The 17,729-nt window shown below is 43.2% G+C and carries 16 protein-coding genes; 11 read left to right on the plus strand and 5 right to left on the minus strand.

Features of this window, described 5'->3' with window-relative positions:
- Positions 1 to 241: 241 nt before the first annotated feature.
- The 9 genes from BR06_RS0116430 to BR06_RS19900 all read left to right on the plus strand — a co-directional run bounded on the left by BR06_RS0116430 (position 242) and on the right by BR06_RS19900 (position 7,916).
- The gene (locus BR06_RS0116430; RefSeq protein WP_031485018.1) at positions 242 to 1,585 is read left to right on the plus strand and encodes a Na(+)-translocating NADH-quinone reductase subunit A; all 1,344 of its coding nucleotides are present in this window, start codon (positions 242 to 244) and stop codon (positions 1,583 to 1,585) included.
- A gap of 6 nt (positions 1,586 to 1,591) precedes the next feature.
- Positions 1,592 to 2,791, plus strand: coding sequence for an NADH:ubiquinone reductase (Na(+)-transporting) subunit B (locus BR06_RS0116435; protein ID WP_031485020.1), 1,200 nt, complete (start codon positions 1,592 to 1,594; stop codon positions 2,789 to 2,791).
- On the plus strand, positions 2,784 to 3,563 hold the full coding sequence (locus tag BR06_RS0116440; protein WP_084154217.1) for a Na(+)-translocating NADH-quinone reductase subunit C: 780 nt from the start codon (positions 2,784 to 2,786) through the stop codon (positions 3,561 to 3,563). The genes BR06_RS0116435 and BR06_RS0116440 overlap by 8 nt, the downstream gene beginning before the upstream one ends.
- Positions 3,556 to 4,179 (plus strand): NADH:ubiquinone reductase (Na(+)-transporting) subunit D, encoded by a 624-nt coding sequence (locus BR06_RS0116445; protein WP_031485024.1) that lies wholly within the window; start codon positions 3,556 to 3,558, stop codon positions 4,177 to 4,179. Before BR06_RS0116440 ends, BR06_RS0116445 begins: the two co-directional genes overlap by 8 nt.
- An 11-nt stretch (positions 4,180 to 4,190) precedes the next feature.
- Positions 4,191 to 4,799: an NADH:ubiquinone reductase (Na(+)-transporting) subunit E gene (nqrE, locus tag BR06_RS0116450; protein WP_031485025.1), complete on the plus strand. Its 609-nt coding sequence runs from the start codon at positions 4,191 to 4,193 to the stop codon at positions 4,797 to 4,799.
- A gap of 64 nt (positions 4,800 to 4,863) precedes the next feature.
- Positions 4,864 to 6,090: an NADH:ubiquinone reductase (Na(+)-transporting) subunit F gene (nqrF, locus tag BR06_RS0116455; protein WP_031485027.1), complete on the plus strand. Its 1,227-nt coding sequence runs from the start codon at positions 4,864 to 4,866 to the stop codon at positions 6,088 to 6,090.
- A gap of 99 nt (positions 6,091 to 6,189) precedes the next feature.
- Positions 6,190 to 7,224: an FAD:protein FMN transferase gene (locus tag BR06_RS0116460; protein WP_051677150.1), complete on the plus strand. Its 1,035-nt coding sequence runs from the start codon at positions 6,190 to 6,192 to the stop codon at positions 7,222 to 7,224.
- An 11-nt stretch (positions 7,225 to 7,235) separates the two neighbouring features.
- The gene (locus tag BR06_RS0116465) at positions 7,236 to 7,439 is read left to right on the plus strand and encodes a hypothetical protein (RefSeq protein WP_031485031.1); all 204 of its coding nucleotides are present in this window, start codon (positions 7,236 to 7,238) and stop codon (positions 7,437 to 7,439) included.
- 18 nt (positions 7,440 to 7,457) lie between these two features.
- Positions 7,458 to 7,916 (plus strand): ferritin family protein, encoded by a 459-nt coding sequence (locus BR06_RS19900; RefSeq protein ID WP_051677151.1) that lies wholly within the window; start codon positions 7,458 to 7,460, stop codon positions 7,914 to 7,916.
- A gap of 149 nt (positions 7,917 to 8,065) precedes the next feature.
- Here the strand turns inward: BR06_RS19900 and BR06_RS0116475 are convergent, their stop codons facing one another.
- On the minus strand, positions 8,066 to 9,067 hold the full coding sequence (locus BR06_RS0116475; RefSeq protein ID WP_031485035.1) for a zinc-binding alcohol dehydrogenase family protein: 1,002 nt from the start codon (positions 9,065 to 9,067) through the stop codon (positions 8,066 to 8,068).
- Positions 9,068 to 9,321: 254 nt separating this feature from the next.
- On the opposite strand from BR06_RS0116475, the gene BR06_RS0116480 reads away from it, so the two are divergent.
- Together BR06_RS0116480 and BR06_RS20180 are read left to right on the plus strand one after the other, a co-directional pair.
- Positions 9,322 to 10,245, plus strand: a complete 924-nt coding sequence (locus BR06_RS0116480) for a tyrosine-type recombinase/integrase (RefSeq protein WP_031485037.1) — start codon at positions 9,322 to 9,324, stop codon at positions 10,243 to 10,245.
- 45 nt (positions 10,246 to 10,290) lie between these two features.
- A complete protein-coding gene (locus tag BR06_RS20180) occupies positions 10,291 to 11,295 on the plus strand; it encodes a hypothetical protein (RefSeq protein ID WP_084154218.1) in 1,005 nt (334 codons plus the stop codon).
- Here BR06_RS20180 and BR06_RS0116485 read toward each other — a convergent pair.
- From BR06_RS0116485 to flgK, 4 genes are all read right to left on the minus strand, one after another.
- A complete protein-coding gene (locus BR06_RS0116485; protein ID WP_031485039.1) occupies positions 11,219 to 12,319 on the minus strand; it encodes a 3-oxoacyl-[acyl-carrier-protein] synthase III C-terminal domain-containing protein in 1,101 nt (366 codons plus the stop codon). The two genes, BR06_RS20180 and BR06_RS0116485, sit on opposite strands and share 77 nt — an antisense overlap.
- A 347-nt stretch (positions 12,320 to 12,666) precedes the next feature.
- Entirely contained in the window at positions 12,667 to 14,400 is a 1,734-nt protein-coding gene (fliD, locus tag BR06_RS0116490; protein WP_031485041.1) for a flagellar filament capping protein FliD, read from the minus strand.
- A 9-nt stretch (positions 14,401 to 14,409) separates the two neighbouring features.
- Complete coding sequence (gene flgL, locus BR06_RS0116495) at positions 14,410 to 15,612, minus strand: flagellar hook-associated protein FlgL (protein WP_031485043.1); 1,203 nt, start codon at positions 15,610 to 15,612, stop codon at positions 14,410 to 14,412.
- A gap of 13 nt (positions 15,613 to 15,625) precedes the next feature.
- Positions 15,626 to 17,653, minus strand: coding sequence for a flagellar hook-associated protein FlgK (gene flgK, locus BR06_RS0116500; RefSeq protein ID WP_031485045.1), 2,028 nt, complete (start codon positions 17,651 to 17,653; stop codon positions 15,626 to 15,628).
- Between the last annotated feature and the right edge of the window lie 76 nt (positions 17,654 to 17,729).

The following is a 17,729-nucleotide window of genomic DNA, read 5'->3' on the forward strand; positions in this document are numbered from 1 at the left end:
AGAAAATTTTCACAAGCTCTTGACGGATCATATTATTTTCGATAATTTGCAATTCCAACGCAATAAATCTCCTTGTGTATATCCCACTCATCCGAACCCCTAAATTCGGAACACACAGGAGATTGATGAAATCTCAATCCACCCCACTCAGGATACGCTCCGGCACGAAAGCCAAAGCGTGTTGTTTTGTTGCATCCAATTTATAGTCAGTTAAACCTTACAGGGATAAGGTGCATTCTTTATGATAAAACTCAAGAAAGGACTCGACATTCCTATCTCGGGCGAACCTGAGTTGGATTTATTCGAGGGAAGCCCCCCGCAGACCGTTGCGGTGCTCGGTGGCGACTATATCGGCATGAAGCCGAGTATGTTCGTTGCTGTCGGCGATACGGTCAAGCTCGGCCAAACACTCTTTAAAGATAAAAAGATCGAAGGCGTAGTTTTCGCGGCTCCAGGTGCAGGCAAAATCGTTGCCATCAATCGCGGAGAACGCCGTGTTTTACAGTCTGTAGTCATCGAACTGGACGAAACAGCGGGAGCTGTAGAATTTCCGATATATGATTCGGAAAATCTACTGAACCTTAACCGCCGTACTGTTGTCGATAATTTAGTAGAATCTGGAATGTGGACCGCGTTTCGTACGCGTCCCTTCAGCAAAACTCCGGCTATCGACTCTGTTCCCCATTCCATTTTTGTCACGGCCATGGATACCAATCCACTGGCTGGAGACCCCGCACCCATAATATGGAAAGATTCTGAAGCTTGGCAAAACGGGCTTCGGATTCTAACCCGGCTGACTGAAGGCGATGTTAATGTTTGCAACGCAGACGACATCTCCATGCCGCTTATTCAGGAAGTGAAGGTTCATTCCTTTTCCGGCCCGCACCCTGCTGGTCTGGTTGGAACCCACGTTCACTTTATTGATCCTGTTGGACCTGAAAAAACAATTTGGCATCTAGGCTATCAGGATGTCATCGCCATCGGCAAGCTTTTCACTACCGGAAAACTTGCGACAGAGCGTTTCATTTCCTTAGCCGGCCCTATGATCAAAAAGCCCTGTATGATCAAGACTCGCGTCGGCGCGAGCCTAAACGAAATGCTTGCCGGAAAACTCATGGATGGCGATATCCGTGTTATTTCCGGATCTGTTCTTTCCGGTACTAAAGCAGACGGAGCCTTGGCCTTTCTTGGTCGCTTCCACAACCAAGTTTCAGCAATAACCGAAGGCGGTGAGCGTGAAGTTTTGGGATGGATGAGACTAGGCAATGACAAGTTTTCGTCCAAAGCCGTGTTTTTGTCAGCATTCTATAAGAAAGGCAGGAAATTTGCCCTTAATACGCTTTTAGGCGGAAGTAATCGTGCGATTTTTCCGACAGGAGCGTTTGATGAGGTCATGCCGCTGGATATCCTGCCTACGTATCTTGTACGTGCGTTGGCTGTTATGGACACGGATGAAGCCCAGGCGCTTGGTTGTCTGGAACTCGATGAGGAAGACCTCGCCCTAATGTCCTTTGTGGACTGCGGCAAGAACGATTTCGGGCTAATGCTGCGCGAAGTCCTCACTCTTATCGAGAAGGAAGGATAAGATATTATGGGAACTTTGCTAAATAAAATACACGATGCTGTCACTGGAGATGGGAAGTACAAAAAGTACTATCCACTCTACGAGATGGTTGACACCTTTATACTCTCGCCACGCGAGACTGCTACCGGCGCTACTCACGTCCGCGATGCCATCGACCTTAAACGGGTCATGATTACCGTAGTCTTTGCCCTTATTCCTTGTTTCTACATGGCTATGTGGAACACAGGATATCAGGCCAATACTGCGCTAGCAGCTCTTGGCCTCGATGCAGGAACGGGATGGCGCTGGAGCATAATGAAGATTCTCGGTATTGCGGCAAATCCGGAAAGTTTTGGAGCAAATGTAGTATTAGGCTCACTCTACTTCTTTCCAATTTATATTGTCTGTAATATTGTGGGTGGCTTTTGGGAAACCCTATTTGCCGTTGTTCGTAAACATGAAATAAACGAAGGATTTCTGGTCACAGGATCCCTTATTCCACTTATAGTTCCTCCCCATCTTCCGTTATGGCAATTGGCTCTGGCCACAAGTTTCGGAGTAGTGATCGGGAAGGAAATATTCGGGGGTACCGGTAAGAATATTCTTAATCCGGCTCTCTTGGCTCGTGCTTTCCTATTCTTTGCTTATCCGGGACAAATCTCCGGTAATGGAGTTTGGGTTGCAGTTGACGGTTTCTCCGGAGCAACTCCACTCGCATTAGCCTCCGGCGGCGGTATTTCTGCTGTTATGGCAAAATATTCCTGGTGGGATTGTTTTATCGGAACCATTCCAGGTTCACTAGGTGAAACTTCGACTCTAGCCTGCCTTATCGGCGCGGTAATTCTCACCATAACTGGTATAGCCTCATGGCGTATCATGGTGTCCATACTCGTCGGTGCTTTTACCGTAGCGATTGTGTTCAATACTGTGGGAAGTGCTACCAATCCTATGATGACCGTCAGCCCTCTGTGGCATCTCGTTATGGGTGGTCTAGCCTTCGGTATGGTTTACATGGCGACTGATCCAGTATCATCGGCCATGACACCAAAAGGACAATTCTATTACGGGGGACTTATCGGGGCTATGATCATCCTGATACGTACGGTCAATCCGGCCTACCCCGAGGGTGTCATGCTGGCGATTCTCTTCGGTAACGTGTTTGCTCCGCTAATTGATAATTTTGTTATGCGGGCTAATATCAAGCGAAGGAAGGTACGCAGTGTCTAACGATTCCACCCAAAAAGTATTCATTGTGGCGTTTTCCCTGTGTCTGGTTTGTTCGCTGCTTGTGTCTACCGCTGCAGTGGGCCTTAAGTCCATTCAGGAAGAAAACAAAGTCTTAGCGCGCAAAGAAAATATTCTAAAAGCTGCGGGCATCTTTAATGAAGATGAATCTATCACCGAGCTTTATAAACAAATCGAAACCAAGGTCGTTGATTTATCCACAGGTAAATATGTGGACACAGACGCGATCGCCTTTGATCAGCGCAAAGCTGCTAAAGATCCGGCATCCAGTGTCAACATTGCATCTGAAGATGACAAGGCCAAAATTGGACACAGATCCAAGTACGCCAGCGTCTATCTACTTAAAGAAGGTGATGTTCTCAAACGCATTGTTCTGCCGATCCATGGTAAAGGGTTGTGGTCGACCATGTATGGTTTCATCGCTCTTGCTCCCGATTTCAATACTGTAAAGAACTTCGGTTTCTACGAACATGCTGAAACTCCTGGATTGGGCGGAGAAGTCGACAATCCAAACTGGAAAAGCGTGTGGATTGGCAAGAAGGTCTATAATGATAAGGGCGAACCTGTCCTAGACGTCATCAAGGGAACTGTCAGCCCCTCTGATCCTATGGCTGCTTATAAAGTAGACGGATTGGCCGGCGCTACGCTGACAGCACGCGGTGTCGCCAACCTAGTACAGTACTGGCTGGGCCAAGGTGGATTCGAACTCTACCTCAAGCAGCTAGCTACCGAGGAGGGTGATCAAAATGGGTAAGTTCAGAGAAGTTTTGTTCAAGCCGCTTCTGGAGGACAACCCCATTGCAGTCCAGATCCTCGGGGTCTGTTCAGCTCTGGCCGTTACCACCAAGCTGGAAACAGCGTTTGTAATGAGCTTGGCCGTTATTTTTGTTACGGCTGCTTCAAACGTCTCAATCAGTGCTATCCGGAAACACATTCCATCAAGCATACGCATTATCGTTATGATGACCATCATTGCTACATTGGTCATCATCGTCGATCAGTTTCTTAAAGCGTTCGCCTACGGGATCAGTAAGCAGCTGTCTGTGTTCGTCGGGTTGATTATTACCAACTGTATCGTCATGGGCCGGGCTGAAGCTTTTGCGATGAAGAATGAACCAAGCCTTAGTCTTGCCGATGGTATCGGTAATGGCCTAGGTTACGGGCTTATTCTTATTATCGTAGCCTTTATGCGCGAGTTTTTCGGCTCGGGCAAAGTGTTCGGATTAAGTGTGTTCAAGCTGACCTCCGAAGGTGGCTGGTACGAGCCTAATGGCCTAATGCTTCTGCCACCCAGCGCCTTCTTCATCATTGGACTGCTTATTTGGTCCGTGAATTCTTATGAAAAGCGGAAGAACAGTGCTAAGCGCTAAAGGAGTGAGCCGTGGAACATCTGATTAATATATTCATCAAATCGATTTTTATCGAAAATATGGCCCTGGCCTTCTTCCTTGGCATGTGTACCTATTTGGCAGTGTCCAAAAAGGTCGCCACATCCATGGGACTCGGCGTAGCCGTTGTCGTTGTCATGACAATCACGGTTCCGGTCAATAACTTGCTTTACAACTACTTCCTGCGTGAAGGCGCATTGGCGTGGGCCGGATTCGATAATACCGATCTGACCTTTGTTGGGCTTATCTCCTACATCGGAGTTATCGCAGCTATCGTCCAAATTATGGAAATGACTCTCGATAAGTATTTCCCATCGTTATACAACGCCTTGGGAATCTTTTTGCCGCTAATCACAGTTAACTGTGCCATTTTGGGGGCTTCCCTCTTTATGGTAGAGCGTGATTACAACTTCGTTGAATCCGTTACTTTCGGTTTCGGTTCCGGCATAGGTTGGGCACTAGCCATTGTTATTCTGGCTGGTATTCGCGAAAAGATGAAATACTCCAACGTTCCGGCTGAACTCGAAGGACTGGGCATCACGTTTATTGTGGTTGGTCTTATGTCTTTCGGATTCCTGTCGTTTTCCGGCATCCAAATGTAGTTGCTGAGGTCGCATATTGCGTCCTCTTGTTTACGAACCATCAAACTATGGGAAGTGAAGAACCATGGTTGAAATAATACTCGGAGTAGTGATGTTTACCGGCGTAGTTCTTACGCTGTGTGTGTTCATTCTGCTCGCCCGGGCCAAACTTGTCCCGAGCGGAGAGGTTAACATTGAAATCAACGGAGATCCGGAAAAGACCCTTGAGGTCAGACCCGGTGCAAAACTCCTTAACGTATTGGCCGACAAAGAAATATACATTCCCTCCGCTTGCGGTGGGGGTGGATCTTGTGGTCAGTGTAAATGTAAAGTTCACGAAGGCGGCGGAGACATTCTGCCCACGGAAACTTCATTCGTCAGCAAGCGTGAAGCTCGTGAAGGTACTCGTCTAGCCTGTCAGGTGAACGTAAAACAAGATATGAAGATTGAGGTTCCAGCCGAAATCTTTGATATCAAGAAATGGGAGTGCACGGTTCAATCCAATACCCCGCGTGCTACATTTATTAAAGAATTCACAATAAAACTTCCGGAAGGCGAAAATGTTGATTTCCGCGCCGGTGGTTACATTCAGATAGAAGCTCCGGCTCATACCGTCCACTACAAGGATTTTGAAGTAGGCGATAGGTTCAAGGAAGACTGGGATAAATTCGATATATGGCGTTACACTTCAGTGGTCAAAGAACCAATTGTACGTGCGTACTCTATGGCCAACTACCCTGAAGAAGAAGGCATCATAATGCTTAACGTACGAGTTTGTCCGCCGCCTCCTTTTGCGCCGGACTCCCCTCCCGGACAGATGTCTTCGTACATCTATAGCCTGCAGCCCGGTGACAAGGTCACAATTTCCGGCCCTTACGGCGAATTCTTTGCCCGTGAGACAGATGCGGAAATGATCTTCATCGGTGGTGGTGCAGGAATGGCTCCAATGCGTTCGCACATCTTCGACCAGCTTAAACGTCTCAGCGCAACACGCAAAATCAGTTACTGGTACGGCGCTCGTAGTTTGCGTGAGATGTTCTATGTAGAAGAATTCGATAAGCTCGCTGAAGAATGTCCGAACTTCACTTGGCATGTGGCTTTGTCTGATCCATTACCAGAAGACAATTGGACCGGGTACACCGGCTTTATCCACAATGTACTTTACGATAATTACATCAAAGACCACCAGGCTCCAGAAGACTGTGAATACTACATGTGTGGACCGCCAATGATGGCTTCCGCCGTGGAGAATATGCTCATGGCTCAGGGCGTTGAAAAAGAAAACATAATGTACGACGACTTCGGCGGCTAATCCAGCTGAAGTGACGTGCAACGAGAATGCTCGGACCGGAAAAGTCATGCTTTTCCGGTCCCGGGCACTTCCAAAAAAACTACAATAAGGATGATGGGTATGAAGTTGTTTTCAGGATCGTTGAAAAAAATAGCCGTGTTACTCGTTCTAATGCTCATATTAGGCGGATGCAGCGGCGACCCCACCCCTGTACAACTTAAGGGCAAAGCCATTGGCACGATGTATTCCATCGTGATTTACGGACTGCCAGACAGCTTGCCAGTTGATAACTTGAACAAAGGCGTCGAACTGATTGTAGGTGATATTAACTCTGCAATGTCCCTGTTCAAACCCGATTCCGAATTGTCTCGTTTCAATACTCAGCAGAATCTTGATTGGTTCCCCGTATCCAAAGAGTTGGCCGGTGTCGTTAAGACGGCTAAGGAAATCAACCGGATAACGCACGGGGCGTTCGACATAACTATAGCTCCACTGGTTAATCTGTGGGGATTTGGCCCTGATAAGCAGAACGATGTTGTACCTGATGATAACGATATCAAAAAAGCTATGAGTGATGTAGGATCTAACCTTGTAGAAGTACGTTTAGATCCGCCAGCACTGAAAAAGCTTAAACCGGGCATAACTCTTGATCTGGCTGCCATAGCCAAAGGTTACTGCGTTGACGCTGTAAGCAATTGGCTCGAAAGCCAAAAAGTAAATAACTTCATGGTGGAAATTGGTGGAGAAATCCGGGCCAAGGGAACAAAGCCGGGCAATATGCCTTGGCGTATTGCTGTAGAAAAACCGGTCAGCGTGGAACGCTCTTTACAAGCCGTGATCACCTTTACAGACAAGGCTATGGCCACATCCGGTGATTACCGAAACTATTTTGAAGTGGACGGTAAACGCTACTCACACATTCTCGCCCCGACCACAGGGCGTCCAATTACCCATACGCTCGTATCGGTAAGCGTCATGGACGATACTTGCACTCGCGCTGACGCATTAGCCACAGGGTTGATGGTGCTTGGACCGGAGCAAGGTTTCGAAGTAGCCAGAAAAGAAAATCTATCCGCATTTTTCATAGTGAAAACCGCAGATGGATTCGTAGAGACCGCAATCGGAAATTTCCCCCAACACGAAAAACTGAACTAAGGAGATATATCATGGAAACAATCATGCTGACTGCCTTTATTTTCGGCGTAGCCTTCATCGGATTGGCTATCGGAGTTATCTTCAAACGTAACTGCCTCCGAGGTTCCTGTCGTGGCGCTCTCCAAACTGAAGATGGGGGCGGCTGCAAATGCGGCAAATACGACTTTGACAAAAAAAGTACGAACAAAAATGATAAATTAAAGCCGCTAATATAAACGAGCAGGAGAAACGATATGACAAATGTCCAGACTGCCAAAGATGTAATTGAACAAACCAAAGCTTTCCATAAGAAGTTAGGTGATTTTTACCAGAATCTGGCCGACAAGGTCGAAAAAGAGAGGGTCAAAATCCTTCTTGAGTATATGAGTCGCCACCATGACCATATCGCTATAATTATTGATGAATACGAGTCCAGTGCCGCTGAAAATATCCTGAGCACATGGTTCATGTTTGTTCATAAAGAATGTGATCTGAGTCCATTTTTCGATGCTAATATCGGCCCGGACATGACTGCCCAGCAGGTAATTAAAGTTGCCGTTGACCTCGATAAATGCCTTTTGGACACCTATGAAGGACTGCTCCAAAATGACATCGCTGACGATGTCCGCGAAGTATTCCAAAGCTTGCTCGAAATGGAAAAGCTCGAAAAGATTAAGTTAGCTAAAAATGCACTAAAAATTGAAACTATGTAACGTTTTATAGATTTTCACCAATAAACGCAGTCCAACCGTTCGTTTTTTAAGTTTTCGGACGGAAGGGCAATAAAGGGGTTACATCCAATAAAGATGTAACCCCTTTATTCTTTTGGACCCCCTACCGGAGTCACCTGCCTCGTAATTGCTTAGAACACCAGAACCTGTTTGCCAATCATGGTTCCGGTTTCCTGTCGGATGTGCATCTTCTGAATATTTTCCGCAGTCAATCCAGTCAAAGTTTCACTGCATGTTGACTTGATTGTGCCACATTCAAGTAGTTCGGATACACGGGCAAGCAGCTTGCCCTGCTCTGCCATATCGTCAGTCTGAAACATTGAGCGCGTATACATGAACTCCCAAGTGAGGGAGACGCTTTTCCTTTTGAATAAAGTTATATCCAAATTATTTTCAGGATCGTCAATAAAGGCGACTCGACCTTGAGGACGGATACATTCCGACATGGCCTGCCAATGGCTTTCCAGATGGGTTGTGCACAAAATTGCATCCACATCTTTTGCGCCGGACGCGACAAGTTCTTCCAAAATATTGTTGCGGTGATTGATGACAAAATCGGCCCCGAGACTTTTACACCACGTCTCTGTATCTGGACGGGAGGCTGTAGAATAGACTGTGAGCCCGGCCCAGTGTGCAAGCTGCGTTGCAATAGATCCAACCCCGCCAGCTCCGCCGATAATCATGACACTTTTACCCTTATTAGCCCCTTCGTCTGGCTTAAACTGCAAACGTTCAAAAAGAGCTTCCCATGCAGTAATAGATGTGAGCGGCATGGCTGCGACGTCAGCATCACTGAGAGATGCGGGAGCGATGGCGGCAATGCGCTCATCCACAAGATGATATTCGCTGTTAGTACCGGGACGGGTAAGATCTCCTGCGTAGAACACGCGGTCCCTCTTGGAGAAATTTTCAACATCAGCTCCAACACCCTCAACAACGCCGCATGCATCCCAGCCTAAAACTTTTTCACCGTCCATACCCATCCGAACCTTTGTATCCACCGGATTCATTCCGATAGCTAATATCCGAACAAGAATATCATGAGCTTCAGGCTCTGGAACAGACTGATCTTTAAGCGTAAATGTAGTTGGATTATCTGCGGTCTGGCCGCATTTTGACATTATACTTTTCATGCATATTCCTTGCGCCATGCGCTATTTCAGTTATTTTGTTACGATCGTACGTGTTCAGTTATAATTTGCAAGAGGGCATTAATTATATCATCCCCTGCCTGCATGTCAGAACGTTAGCCACGAAAAGAACATCTTACTAAGAATCAAATCCTAGTTAAAATAACTCAAAAATTTCAAAGTTATTAAGTATATACGAATTGTATACTCCTTATTTTTGCCGCATACATTACTTAAAATAAAAGGAGATACTATATATGGAACTTAATTATGCTATAGAAATATTCTTGCAGCACTGCCAAGTAGAGAGAAATCTTTCTGAACTTACTTTAAAAGCATATAGAAAAGACCTAGATCAATTTATAATCAGGATATCAAACCGTAATATACACGTACAAGGTATACATAAAGAATTTATTCGTACTTTTATTAAGTATCTTTCATCAGAGTATAAACCTAGAAGCATTAAAAGAAAGATTGCAACACTAAAATCTCTTTTTACTTTCCTTGAGCGTGAAGATATTATAAATACAACTCCATTTAGAAAAATACACTTAAAATTAAATAGATCAAAAGAATTGCCTAAAATAATACGCAAATCATCATTAAATAGAATTATTAAGTATGCATATTTAGAAAAAAATAAGTATTTATCAGAAAGTAGAGGATATAGAGAAACAACACGAGACATAGCTGTAATAGAACTTTTATTTTCAACAGGGATAAGAGTCTCTGAACTATGCAATATTACATTTAATGAGATAGATTTGAAAAACAAAGTACTCAAGATACATGGAAAAGGTAAGAAAGAAAGAATAATACCACTTTGTGAAAAAAAATCATTAGCTATTTTAAGAGAGTATGCTCACCTTTATGATGAATACTTGCCTCATTCTACATCATTTTTTCTAAATAGAGACTGCCATCCCCTTTCCGACCAATCGGTCCGAAGAATCATAAATAAATATTGCACAATTGCAGGAGTGTCAGAACATATTACTCCACATATGTTTAGACACACCATTGCGACAATGCTTCTAGAAAATGGAGTGGATATAAGGAATATTCAAACATTATTAGGACATAGCTCACTTTCTGTCACAGAAATATATACTCACGTGAGCCTTTCATCCCAACGTAGCATTCTTACTTTAAAGCATCCAAGGAAGAATATTTGCTAGTGGTGACTTATCGATAACTAGGAATTATGTATAATAGTTGAAGATATGAATATACATTCAATTAAGCATTTGGTCGGTTTTGGATTCAAAGAGATACAGCATGGGTATGCAATCTGGCTTCTGGCACTTACTCCTATTATTTTTTTTTCCATTGGTGCACAAATAGTTTTAGACCGTAACGGACTAACCACGTTGTCACACCTCCCTTCTCAATATGGGGAATCTGGAAATGTAATTAATTATTTAACATTTTCATTTACCCATCTTATAGCATGTACGGTTATAATAATTTCATCAATTAAAAGATGTTATAGCACTGTAACAAAAGAGAAGCAGCTTTTAATTAAATGTAACGCTACTTTTTCATCTGTATTTGTTTGTCTTCTATTTTGTGTGGTTATTTCTTTTTTTAGCAGTAATATTGAGTACCTTTCTCATCAAATTGTATACACACAATTGGAAAACATCCCAGAATTTGGCTTTTTATTTCACAAAATCATCTTTGAAAACACTCTCTTTTCTTTTAGATGTTTTTCTCTTTTACCTGTCACCTTGATTTGCTTTGGCCTTTTGGCTGTTGGGTTTACCACTTATGAATTAGCTATACACACTTCGAGATTAATGAAGATTAAAAATTTGGAACAATGGAATAATTCCTTTGAGATGATATTCAATGATTTTAAGGGATGTTTTCTTAAACATATTATATTATTAGCTACAAGCTCAATTGCCACTTCTTTGTATTTTCTTATTCCTGTGGAAGCCGGAACGGACTTTAATCATGCATATTTTTCGTATGCAAAATCAATGTCCATATTTTGGGGGGCATTATTTACATTAACACTGGTAGCTATTCTGATTTGGCCTCATAGGTGTTACTGTAAAGTGTTGGAATGCGTCAGGAGGGATGTGCATACTTATGATATAAATACCGCGACAAAGTTTGAGCTATGTTGTTCTATGTCCGCTATACTTAAACAAAACTTTCAGTATTCGTTATCAGTTTTTTTACCAATTTTTGTCTCTCTACTTGGTCCGTTGCTGACATGAGTAATTGAGGATGTAGATGTATATTCATAGCACAAAATTTCATCCCTGCACTTGCGATCCATCCTGCGAGATGATCATTCTGTGTAATTCTATTGCGATGAATTGCTGCACAGATCGAGGTTGGAACAGAACTCGTTGACAGGTTACCGAGTTCTGAAAATGTATTGAATACTCGCTCTCCTAAACCGAATCGTTGTGCAGCCCTTAATGGAACCAGTGTTGACACTGAATGTGGAATAATAACATCTGGAATACCGTGTTGTGCTATATATTCTTTAAAAACTTGAACTCCAGGTCTAAATCCACGTTTTGCCATATCCAGAGCCTTTGCACTAAAAACGTCAGGCCCATTTAACGCAAGTTTATCCAATTCAGCCTGATAGGAGTTCATATTCCTTAGTGGTACCGTGCAGAGACTTGAAAGTCCGGGTTCTTCACAACGGGTAAAAGACCAATCTTTTTCACTTGCTGAAAGAAATGTTGCTGTTGCCCCTTCTCCCATAGTTAAGCCCGCAAATTTAGTTTCCAATTCATCTGGAGATTTAATTGAAAAGCATCCGGGGATTATGACCCCGTTTTTCTCTATGGGAAATTCAGAAGTAATTATTAATGCGTTTTTCCATATCCCATTAAAAAGAAACTGCTTTGCTACTTCAATTGCACTGCACCACCCCATACAGGCATCAAGAATGTCAAAGCTGTGTTTAGGCTTAATTCCCAATCTATCACAGACGGAAGATGCCGAAGCTGGTTCAAGAAATAGTCTATGAATAGACGCGTAGATAACTCCATCTATCTCATTTTTAGCTATATGTGATTGTTCCGAAGCTTTAGTAAAAGCTTCGGCAATTAAAATTTCTGGATTTTCATAATCAAGTCGCCAACTTCTTGTTTGTGACCCTGCTTGATTTAATAAATTTTGAGCTTCATCAGTTACTTCAGATAGCTCTTTTTTACTTAACTGCCTGCTATAGAATTTAATCAAATCTATAATTTCATCATTACAAACACGCCTACTGGGCAAGGACACTCCTATCCCTGTTATTTGCATACATAATTCCTAGTTATTTTTACATTTAAATTTTACTTAAAATTACACTATGGTCACTCTTTAACAAAGAACAACTGCTATGTTATATGAAATACAATGTCAATTTCTTTAAAAAGATACAATAATCAATATTGGATTAGCTATTCTAAAAAACACTTCTCCTGCCTCAAATCCATAAACACCTTTATTCTGCTACCTACAAAAATACCCCCTTACACGAATGTAAGAGGGTCTCTATTTTTCATAATCAGAATTTGATCATATTAATATACATTAAAAAGCATAGAAAACCCTTTCATTTAAGGAGCCTTAAAATATGCTTAATCTGAAGTATCAAGTGAAGTTTCAAGCTGACTTTCAATATTTTCATAATATGATAGCATCTCATCTAACGCAGCGTATTTACGGGTTAGACTTGTTTCAAGCAAATCGAGCCGTTCACTTTCATCGTAAATTTCATTTTCATAATTGGTACAAGAAGTCTCATAACTACTCAAAAGTAACGGAATAGCTCCGGTTTCAACGTCCGTAAGCGTTGAGCAAAGATCCGCGAGTTCACCAGCCTTGCCCTGCTTAATCAAAATTGTTGACGAGTAAACGCCATCCGCTGTTTCTGTTCCGTCCAGATACAGTCCATTTGCATCACTGTCTGATCCAGCAAGCATGGTATCCCCGTCTATCAACATATCGACACCGTTAATTGTTGCCGAAATAATCGCTCCGCCTGAAACTTCATATTCAACATCATATTCACCAGCATTTGTAAGTCCGCTGATACTTGATATTATGTCTAACGAGGAATTACTTGTAGTAGCTTCGCCAGATGCAGCAAAAAGCGCTGCAACAGTTTCCGGAGATTCAGTAAGGGCTTCCTCCAGTTCATCATAGTCGAGAACAAGTTGCCCGAAAGTATCGGACCCTTGTTCCGAATCAGTGGATATCCCCACCATTGCAAGCGATGAATACATATCCCCGGTTCCGGTATCACTGTCATAACGTTGAAAGCCTTGCCCTATTGATGATAATATAGATTTGATCTGATTATAAACCAAATCCAACGTGCTATCGTTCATTCTGAATGAAGTATCATCATCATCGTCATCCTCATCGTAACTATCAAGCCTACCCGTAACACTCTGAATATCATAAAGAATTTGATTTATTTCTGACACAAAAGTTTCAACATTTTCCATCATAGAATCCGTATCATAGCTGATAGAGACTTCTATACCATCCTCATCCGTCGTGCTGGTTAAAGTGAGGGTCACATCATTGATGAGATCGTCTACAGTATTTGAGTCTCTTTCAAGCCACTCATCCGCGCCAGACGGATAGCCATCGATTTTTAGGTATGCATTCTGAGCTTGTTGAGTATTGGTAAAATCTGCAGCAGTTACTGAATCAAGAGCGCTGAGATCTTTTATCTCGATCATGTTATCAAGCCCTGTATCTGCGCCTGAAAGACTTAAATGGTAGTTATTACCGTCGAACACAAGTGATGCATCAATTTTATCATCAAATTTACTACTGCTATTAATCTGTGAAACCAACTCTTCAGCTGTAGTTCCAGCCGAAAGATCCAAGGTGATATCCTCACCTGCATAAGCCAAAGTTATTGATGAATCTGCGGAGCAAACCTCTGTATCATAAGAGCTGATATCATAATTTTCTGCAACCCATGTATCCCTTTTGGCAAGCTGTTCGATAACTACAGTGTGAGTACTAGGCTCCGCTCCATCTTCGACTATAGCACTCAACTCATCTCCCGAAATAGTACCAGTATAGCAATAAAACTCCTCAACTTCGTCCATTTCCTGCATAGTTACCGAAAGAGCAATAAGTTCCTCATCAAGAGTGGTTAGAATCTCAACTGCATTTTCGGAGTATTCAAGATCTTCCTCATATTGCTCTTTTTTATATGATTCGGCTTCGATGGTGACGTCGATAATTTCCTCGAAGTCTGTGCCGTTACCAAGTCCCTGAAAACTGACTGACCCTGAAGTAGATGTCGAAGAATATGCCAGAACATCTGATGAGAGTGACGATATAGTCATGCAGCGCTCCTATATGTAGTCCATTATGCTGAAACTTATTATTTTAGCTGAGGATTCAAGAACCGCCTGATAAACATATTCTGCCTGACTCAATTCAATTGATAACTGAGCAGTGTTTGCGTCTTCTTCAGAGCTTATGGCTGAAGCGACCCGCTCCCGTGCTAGTGACAGACTACTAAGTATAAAGGATGTTTTCTCTTCACTTGACCCTATGTCAGCAGAAACAGTTGTTATAGATTCATGCCCGTCACGGAGTTTTTCAAGACAGTTTGCAACCCCATCGTTATCCCCTATTTCCAAATATGCGATTGCATCATTAATAGTTTCAAACAAATTGGGATCTCCGTAGAGCGAGCCCGTATCAGAGTCTACACCTCCGAAAGCTTCATATCCTACGGTATTTACATCAACGTCAGTACTCGCTGAGATAGCAACGGACATTGCTTCATCTGATCCATTGTATGAAAGTGCTGTTCGAACTATAAACTGGCTACCACCGTCGTCATCTACAGCAGTCAGAACAGTCCCGGAATTCATTTCAACAGAGACATCTCCAAGCTCAAGAGTTGTATCAGGGGGCACGGTTGTTCCATCAAGAGTTCCTGTTTCCCAAGATACCCCACCATCAGTTGAGTACCTATAATCAACTGAGTCTACGCCTACGGTTCCATCTGAAGTGAATTCAACCCAGACGTTATCGTCTAGCTCACCCGTAATTCCCGCTATATCCGTTAACTCTGGAGAATCACCATTTAAAGTCACTCCCGTAGTATATTCGTATGGAGAAGTATCAGTAGCTTCACCCGAAAACAGGTAATCATCGCCAGATTTAGAGTTCGCAATACTAACAAGAGATTCCATATAGCCTCTCATCTGCTCTGCCATCATCTGGCCCTGCGTGAGATCGTATGTTCCTGTTGCCCCCTGCTCAGCCTGCTCAAGCACGGAATTCATTATTTCACTAGCCTGTACAAGCAGATCATCAGCAGTTCCAAGTACTCCATTAGCAGCGTTTCCATTATCAATTTGTGATGCGAGGCTTGCGTCATATGTCCTTAAGGCGATGACATTCCCCATACCTGCGGGATCATCAGACGGCGCATTAAGGCTCTTTTGAGAACTGGTTTCCACACTAATCTCATTCATTCTGACTAAAGAAGAATTAATGCTGCTTAAACTCTGCGCATAAATTTGGGTGGTACTAATTCGCATAATTTCTCCTGATCTAAACCATACCTAAAATGGTATCGAACATGCTCTGGGTAACCGTAATAATCTGACATGCGGCCTCATATTGCTGTTGTTGACGAGTGAGATTAATTAACTCCTCGTCCACATTGACCCCGCTGACGGAGGCCTGCTGATCATAATAAAGTTGAGCCGCGGACGAATCGCAAACAACTTGAGTTTCCGCTGTTCGAGCGGCAGCACCGACCTCGGCTACAATTCCGGCTAAATATTCAGACAATGATGTGACCTGTGGCGAGCTTGCATCACCGATATTTACATCCTTAGTCATCAGCTCATTAATGGTTTTTGCAATGTCATTACTGCCTGATGAAACAAGACCGTCAGTCCCGACTTCACCGCAATTTATATGTGAGGAATCGTCTTGAATGTAAGAATTTACGGCAATGTCTGATGCGTCACTTCCTTCGAAGAAAGTGTTAATCCCAGCGGCAGCCAAAAAGCCGGATGTGTCATCTGACAATTCGAAACTCACATCGGTAGCTGATTGCAATTTTAAATATCCGTCTGAATCGACAGAGGCAGTAAGTGAACCGGGGAAAGCGGTATTAATAGCAGCGACGATATCATCAAGAGAATCAGTTGATGGATCGATGGAGATAGACGCATTCGACGCCAAGGCTCCATCCGCATCATAAGTATTAATAGAAAAGGAACCTGATTCAATTTTATCGGCAAAAGTAAGACCACTGTTTGATAAAGTCGCAGTCTGGTCTTCCGCGCTGTAGGTTCCCTGCAAAGAAAGATGTGAAGTGAGCCCTGCGCCTTGCGAGTGAATCTCGTTAACTTCCCAGATCAAGGCTTCAGCCATATCATTAAGATTATCAATAGTAGGGATCAGTTCATCATCTCTGAGCTTAAACAGTCCAGAGAGACTCCCGCCAGTCGATCTACTTGAAACGTCTACTCCACTATCATCTGTCAAGGGAGTGCAATTTATTAAGGTAGAATCGTTTCCCTGCCAGTACAGCCCACTCTTCGGCACGATGGTATACCGGTCCCCTTCAACATGGTCAGTGGTCCCACCTGAAAAATAAACCTCAACACCCTCAATATTAACTGAATTATCAGCATCACCAGCGGTATAAATAAGGGTGTCACCATTTTCGTCTTCAGCCCACGTTTTACCACCATCTAGGGAGACTTTGAATTCTGCGCTACCATCCGCGCCAGTGGAGGTGAATTCCAAAAGAAGTTCCTCACTTGAAGAACCGGAAAAACTCACATCGCCATCATAAGTGGATGACGGCATAAGTGATTCTGTGCTTCTAGCTGAGGTGTAAACAAGATTGTGAGTTTCAGAGCCCTCTACTAGAGGCATACCGCCATCAGTATATATCTTTACCTGCCCATCACTTGGAACGACCACCGTAATACCTATTAGTTCATCAAGCTCCCGAATCATTTGATCGCGGCTTGCAGATAACTCGTAATTATCTGGTGCGGCTGCAATTTGCTGATTTAAAAGAGCTATTCCATCAATATATTCATTAGCGGTCGCAACCTGCTCGCTTATTTCATCTTCAACGGTGTACTGCATATTGCTAAGTTCAGAAGAAGTAGAATTAAGTGAATAGACCAGAGATTCAGCCTCGCCGAGGAGCGCCTCACGCTCTGCTGTAGAATCGGGATACATGGACAATTCCGACCAGGCTGTTAGGAAAGCATCCTGTGTAGTCGCAAGCCCTTCATCATCACTTTGATTAAAAATTGTATCCATCTGTGAAAGATAACCTGAAAGAGAATTACTCGCCGCGAGATCAGCTGAAGTCGACAAATATTGACTTTCAATGAAGCTATCCCAATTTGCCTGAATTGAAATAATATCCGCGCCGGTACCAATACTGGTTCCGCCAACATTAATATTGCCAGTGCTATCGTAAACAGCATCCGCGCGCTGATAACCTGTTGTGTCAGCATTGGCGATATTGTTGGACGTAGTACTGATCGCAACCTGAGCATTAGAGATGGCTTTGGAACCAAGATTAAACAGGTTACTAATCATAATTAATGCTCCCTTTAAAAATCAAAATTTCGATTTAATTCCCTGCTGACAGCCAAAATCAATTTATGCTGCCAGC

The sequence above is a fragment of the Maridesulfovibrio frigidus DSM 17176 genome (assembly GCF_000711735.1).
In the GTDB taxonomy this organism is placed as follows: domain Bacteria; phylum Desulfobacterota; class Desulfovibrionia; order Desulfovibrionales; family Desulfovibrionaceae; genus Maridesulfovibrio; species Maridesulfovibrio frigidus.